The organism is Mastigocoleus sp. MO_188.B34 (genome assembly GCF_030065675.1).
Taxonomy (GTDB): Bacteria; Cyanobacteriota; Cyanobacteriia; order Cyanobacteriales; family Nostocaceae; genus Mastigocoleus.
In genome coordinates, this window is sequence record NZ_JASJDK010000227.1 from 1 (window position 1) to 5,880 (window position 5,880).

The 5,880-nt window shown below is 40.8% G+C and carries 5 protein-coding genes and 1 pseudogene; 2 read left to right on the forward strand and 4 right to left on the reverse strand.

Translation table 11 applies throughout. The features are described from left to right. From QNJ50_RS28315 to QNJ50_RS28325, 3 genes are all read right to left on the reverse strand, one after another. Positions 1-658 (reverse strand): DUF4349 domain-containing protein (locus tag QNJ50_RS28315; protein WP_300642500.1); only part of this gene is annotated, 658 nt, incomplete at its 3' end. 161 nt (positions 659-819) lie between these two features. Beyond that, positions 820-1,311, reverse strand: coding sequence for a hypothetical protein (locus tag QNJ50_RS28320; protein ID WP_300642502.1), 492 nt, complete (start codon positions 1,309-1,311; stop codon positions 820-822). 51 nt (positions 1,312-1,362) lie between these two features. Beyond that, a complete protein-coding gene (locus tag QNJ50_RS28325; protein ID WP_300642505.1) occupies positions 1,363-1,683 on the reverse strand; it encodes a hypothetical protein in 321 nt (106 codons plus the stop codon). A gap of 528 nt (positions 1,684-2,211) precedes the next feature. Here QNJ50_RS28325 and QNJ50_RS28330 point away from each other — a divergent pair. Together QNJ50_RS28330 and QNJ50_RS28335 are read left to right on the forward strand one after the other, a co-directional pair. Further along, positions 2,212-2,424: a hypothetical protein gene (locus QNJ50_RS28330; RefSeq protein WP_300642508.1), complete on the forward strand. Its 213-nt coding sequence runs from the start codon at positions 2,212-2,214 to the stop codon at positions 2,422-2,424. Between the two features lie 191 nt (positions 2,425-2,615). After that, a pseudogene (locus QNJ50_RS28335) lies at positions 2,616-3,176 on the forward strand (transposase); the annotation flags it as partial. Positions 3,177-3,303: 127 nt separating this feature from the next. On the opposite strand, the gene bchD reads toward QNJ50_RS28335, so the two are convergent. Further along, positions 3,304-5,304 (reverse strand): magnesium chelatase ATPase subunit D, encoded by a 2,001-nt coding sequence (gene bchD, locus QNJ50_RS28340; protein WP_300642511.1) that lies wholly within the window; start codon positions 5,302-5,304, stop codon positions 3,304-3,306. Positions 5,305-5,880: the final 576 nt, after the last annotated feature.

Consider the following 5,880-nt stretch of genomic DNA (forward strand, 5'->3'; position numbering starts at 1 on the left):
TAATTGTGGAATAAGCCACCTGATTTTGTAAGTTTTTGAGTTGAGCATCAATTCGCTCAATTTGCTCTCTTACTTTACTTAGTTCTTGAGTTACACTCAATATATCTTTTACTGATTTTGCACGATCAATAAGTTTCTGCAAATTAGCTTCTGTCTTACGCAAATTATTGAGTCTGGCTTGAATATCTACTAAGCGGTCACCTACATCTTGAGCCGTAATATTACGACTTTGTACAGTACCTAATTTAGCTAATTCATCAAGAGTCAATGTTAATAAATTTTGTGGTACTCGCATTTGAATTAATGCTTTGTAGGGAGTACGATTATTTCTGGGCTGTTTTTGTTCTAACTTAATTAAATCACCTTGCTGTTTAGTAATAATTTCCAATACAGCATCAATACTTTCTTCCACTGAGTCAACGATCGCAGTCATGGCTGCTTTTTTGATTAGTTGAGTTTTTGGACGAGATGCTTTTACAGCTTGTGGAGATTCAATCAGTTTAGAGCTAGCGTCACTTACTCGTTGTGCAACAAAAGTATCACTTGATACTTCTCCTGAATCTGAAATTTTTATTGATTCAGTTGTAGAACTAGCACAGCTAGTAAAGATTGTACCTGCGAAGAGTAACATTAAAAATAAAGCAGATTTATATTGCATTTTGTACAGTTAATTACACTTGTTATGATTAACATCTCAAAGATAACACTGAGTATTAAAACAAGTTTAATGAGTAACAATAATTGAAATCAACAATAGAGTTACTCAAATCAGCTTTATTCGAGGTATGACTTAGGAGATATCTTAAAAAGAAAAGTGCCTTAAATTTCAAATGTCCAGGTTTCTCCTTGTTTTGGTATTCCAAAACCTGGTAATTGAAAAAACTGACCAATTTTTTGAATATGGTAACTTACCATGCCCAGACTACCAATCTCCATCTTCATGTCACCAAAAATTTGGGATTCCCAAGGTTGACTTTCCCCTTCAATCTTCTCCCATAAACGTTTTTGCTCAAATCCAGACTCTAAAAGACGAATAATTTTCCCGTCCTTGAAGTGGGAAAAACTAACTGAGTCATATACCGTATAAGCAGCCAAACCCATCACTTGTCTATTGGGAAATATTTTTGACACCTTATAGGCATAATCAGATATTTTTTCTGGTTCTTCCAAATATAATTGAATCCAAGGTGATTCACAGTGATACCGAACTATAAATACATAACTTTCATGTTTGAGTATTTGAGAAATCTCATCTACTTTTTCAACTAATCCTTCATCAAATGACAGGTATATTGCCCCAAATTTTGCCATATTACTCAAATTTGACTGCTAATTTTGAGAAAAATTCCACAGTTGAAAATTTTATTTGTTGTTCCTACCAAAATTCTCGTTGTTTTGATTTAAAATTCCTAGAGTAAGTAAAGATGCACTACCAACAAAAATAAGGGAAGGTATAGAGAAAAGAAAGATTTTGATATTAATTTTGTGTTTTTCAAGTTTAGAATTAGGAATCATATAAAATCCCCATCCCAGAAATAAAGAAGTAATTATGCCAATAATCCCATAAATGATTTTATTTTTTGCGGCTTTTTGTCTTTGAATATCTTCAAATATTTGAAAAATATTTTCATCTTCTTCAAATTCTTCAAATTCTTCAAATTCTTCAAACTCTGTCTTCTTCACTAGTTTACTCCTTCCCCGTCTATGGAGTTTCTATTTATTAAGAGTAAAATGATTGAAAGCATGGAAAGTGGAAAATAACTAATTTACCTAGATCCAATTTTTACATAATTTGTATCATTATCATCTTCATCAGTACTTCTTTCCCACTCCTTCCTTGATTTATCTCTGGATTTATAGTTATTAAATATACAGCAGTGGGGTTTAATTTATTCAAAAGGATATATTTGAAAAATTTATAAAACTTTAAAATATAGCAGGGGTTTTTATAGAAATTGTCAATCTTGGTGTTTATAACACATACAAGTTTTGAATTTATATTTTGTTTATTTATTATGTATTCAAAATTTCCTAGTAGCTTTTAGGAATTGTTTTTGAGTTGACGTTATTGCTTAGTCTTTACTGAGCATTTTTGCGGTTGTGCTTCTAAACTAGTTTTAGAGTTGAACGCTACTTTATCAACTTAATAGATCCCATATAGGAATCAATGAATAATAAAGATATACAAGAGAAATTTGCACCAAAAATATTATGACTAAATATACTTTACATAAATATAATCATAATCGCTCTATAAAACAAAATTTTGAAGCAATAGAAACAATACTGGAAGCTTTTGACAAGGCTGCAACCAATATTCTCGGAGAAATTGTAGGGGAAAACTTTGATTTTGAACTAGATGGGTCTATACCTTATAGGTATATGAATATTAAAAGTGAAATGATATTTGGAACCAAATTTTAGAATCTCTACAGGCGATAGCCCTAAAGGGCGACGCTTCGCGTATCGCCGATAAGCGAGGAAATCTTGACTGGGAGGTTCACTATGTAGATGGGACTGTGATACGCGCCCACCAGCACGCTGCAGGTGGTAAAAAAGGGGCGTTCGCGTAGCGTCTCGCAGAGAAAGAAGAAGAAAAACTAGGTCGTTCTCGTGGTGGATTCAGTACAAAAATACACATACGGTGTGAGGGTAAAGGTAAACCGATAACTTTTCTTCTCAGCCCAGGTCAGCGTAACGAGTCACTTTTTCTTGAACAATTAATGGAACAAGGTGCTGTTAAGCGTTCTGGACGAGGTCGTCCGCGTATTCGTCCTTTAAGGTTGGTTGGAGATAAGGGTTATACGGGTCGTAGAATACGTAATTATCTCCGTCGTCGTGGTATCCGTCTAACCATCCCAAGATTAAGCAACGAACCACGTCGCGGTCCATTCAACCGTGTTCACCTTTGGTGCGTCGAAATCTACCGTCAACGTAATCTTGTGGAGCGTGCTATCAATCGAATCAAACAGTTTAGCCCGCGACTTCGTCGAACGCCGTATCGCGTTGCGATACGAAAAGCTTGCACAAAATTATACTGCAATGTTAACGATAAGCCCGCAGGGCATAGCCGTAGGCATCGCATTAATTTTATTCTAGAATTGGCCGATCAAAGATTGGAGTTCCCCCAGGAGATGATGGTTGCCAATCGCAGATCCACTCGTAGTAGTGATTAACACCACGAACTGGGATATATGCAAAATTCTTAATTACTTCCGAGTGAGGCGGATTGATCATTGAAGGTTGAGAATTCATGACGACCTGCCCGAATGGCACACAGTTTGATACCATCACTTATATAGGTTATGGGATAGCTGCTTTTGCCATTGCCGTGATAGCTTTTTCGGTTGCCTTGGGTAAGTGGTAATATTTACCTCCAGCAATCTGTGCCAGTTCTTTGGCGAATCCCCGGGAAATAAATTTACTTTCTGTGTCAATTACTAAAAGTTGTATTCCCAAGGCTCTAATTCTAGCAGCAATGTTGAGTAATTCGCCCCGCAGATCTGGTTTTTCCTCCTCCAGTTGGGGTTGACCGAGGGAGCGTGACAGGGGAATATTTGCCCGACCATCGGTAATTGCGATAATTACTACCTGTCCAATATCTTTAGACTGCATAGCATTTAAACCTACCCGTACCGCTTGTGTCAGGCCATGAGCGAGAGGAGTACCTCCACTGCAGGGTAAGTGTTCTAGGCGTCTATGAGCGGCAGTAATTGAACGGGTTGGGGGTAGTAATACCTCTGCTCGCTCACCCCGGCAAGGAATCAGGGCTATTTGGTCGCGGTGGCGGTATGCTTGTGCTAAAATTTGCAAGGCAGCACCTTTGGCTGACTGCATCCGGTTGAGTGCCATTGACCCGGAAGCATCGACAAGAAAAATGATTAATGCTCCGGCTTTGCGTGCTAAACGCTTGATGCGGATATCATCATCCTCAATAATTACGCGCCGACCCGGTTGGCGTTTGTGACGGGCTTTCTGGTAGGGAGCAGCAGCCCGCAGTGTGGCATCCACTGCTACCCGTTGAATAGGTCCTTTAGGAAACATCGGCTTGACGTAGCGCCCCCGGTCTTGGGAAAAAATTATACCGCGACCTCCGGCTTTACCCCGTCGCCGATGAGCGATCTGAGCAAAGTAGAGTAGGGCGGGGTCGAGAATTACCCCCTCAGGATTGAAGACAAATTCCTCGGGAATACCGTGTAATTCTGGGCTTTCCTCTGGAGTTTCCCTTTCTAGTTGTTCCTGTTCCTCTGGCTGGGGTTTTTCCTCAGGGGGTGAGGGTACAGGGGGTGCAGCTGGTGGGATTTCCAGCACAAGCGCTCGTGGTAGAATTACCAACTCAACGGCACGGCGCAAATCCTCAGCATTGACTGCTAAACGTCCATTCAAAGCTGCATGAGCCTTCGCAACTTGCAGGGCAAACAATTCCCCACGATGCCCTTCTACCCCACCGCGAATCGCCTCGTTTACCAGATAAGCAATTTGCTCTGGTTGCACTTTTACTAACTTGAGCCATTCCCGTGCGAGGAGAATCTGCAGTTTGAGGTTTTCGATATCTTCGGCATACTGTTGGAGAAATGTTTGGGGAGATTCGGCATAACTAATCGCCTGTTGTACACCCTGCACACGCTGATCTAAACTTAACACCTCATCGGCACAAAGAGCGATCGCAAATCTATCTAGCAAATGTTCTCGTAGCCTACCTTCTTCTGGGTTGTAGGTGGCAATTAACAAGGGTTTACAAGGGTGCTGAAAACTAATACCCTCCCGCTCAATTTGATTACTTCCCTGTGCTAATATCGTCAACAATAGATTGACAATATGTTCTTCTAACAAGTTAATTTCATCCACATACAGGATACCCCGGTGTGCTAGGGCCAGCAATCCCGGTTGAAATACTGGTTCTCCCCGTTTGATGGACTGACTTACATCCAAGGAACCAAGTAGCCTGTCTTCGGTAATACCAAGGGGAACTTGGATGAAGGGGGTAGGAATTACTTCGGTTGGTAGTTGACAAAAATCTGCTTGGTAATGGGCCATGAATCTGGCAACTGTTTGATCGTCCCACTCCTGTGGTTTACTGGGGTCGCAATTGCAGCAAGAACCCTTAATGACTTCAATTGGTGGTAGGAGAGCATGTAAAGCCCTTGCCATTACAGATTTAGCAGTACCGCGACGACCAGCAATAATTACTCCTGCCAAACCCGGATCGACGGCTGCTAACATCAGGGCTAATTTAATTGCCTCCTGGCCAACAACAGCTGTTAGGGGAAATGTTGACACACTAGAACCACTCAGAACAGGCATATTTCCAATTCTCATACTAGTATATGAGGATTATCCAGACCAAATATCTTACCAATAGTGCTGTTTGCAACTTGTTCGTAGCTCAATTTTTTCAAGAACTGTTGGCGGTTTTTCCCTACGGGGCTCTACACGGACACGCAGTGCGGGCAAGCCTTGCAGACTCATCCGCACTGCGTGAACAGCTTGCTGCGTCCGAAGGAAGACGCGCCGTAGGCGTTCACGGAGTGCTTCTAGAACGCCCTTACAGGGAACAGCTGCGTCCAAACAACCGACGGTTGGACATTTTATTTTTGAAAGTCCCTAGGGTTTTGCTATTTATACGTCGGTGATGACGTGTCGCTCATGCCTATCACCTGCATTCCTTTGAGAGCTCAACTGTCACCATTTCTGGTTCGGTTGGTGAGGTTATTTACGGACTGGTTACCGTGATTCATTCATAAGAGAGATCCAAAGTGCGACTCGTTCTAAAGTAAATTCATAGCTTTAGGTGGAAATTCAAGTTTGAAGCTTGAAACTCCATAACTGATTGATAGATGTGGGTGAAAGGTATATGTTCAAACAAAGCCTTAAATCCCA